Source organism: Micrococcus sp. MS-ASIII-49, from assembly GCF_000946635.1.
GTDB lineage: Bacteria > Actinomycetota > Actinomycetes > Actinomycetales > Micrococcaceae > Micrococcus > Micrococcus luteus.
Window position 1 is genome coordinate 1 of sequence record NZ_JXSP01000019.1, and the last position, 373, is coordinate 373.

General features: G+C 80.4%; 1 pseudogene. It reads left to right on the forward strand.

Going from position 1 to position 373, the window contains the following annotated elements:
- Positions 1-168 precede the first annotated feature (168 nt).
- Positions 169-373: pseudogene (locus SJ20_RS01390) on the forward strand (acyl-CoA dehydrogenase); the annotation flags it as partial.

A 373-nucleotide genomic window follows, 5' to 3' on the forward strand; every position in this document is an offset into this window, starting at 1 on the left:
ACGACGACGACGGCGCCCCGCCCGCCGTCGTCACCGGCGGTCATGCTCGGCCCGCCGGACCCCCGCGGGCGCCCGGCGCGGGCCAGGGCGACGGCGGCCGGTGTGGATCCCGTCCCACGGCCGGGTCGCCCCGGCCGCCGGCCCGCCCGCGCGTGTCAGAGTAGGGCCATGACCACCTACGCCACCCTCGCCGCCCGGTACGCCGACGCCTTCGACTCCGTCGCCCACGGCGAGCGGGCCCGCGAGGCGGGCCGGCACCTGCCGTTCGCCGCCCTCGCGGAGCTGCAGGCCGCCGGGTTCGGCAAGGTCGGTGTCCCCGAGGACGCGGGCGGCGAGGGCGGCGGCAGCGAGACCGTGCTGCGCCTGCTCATGG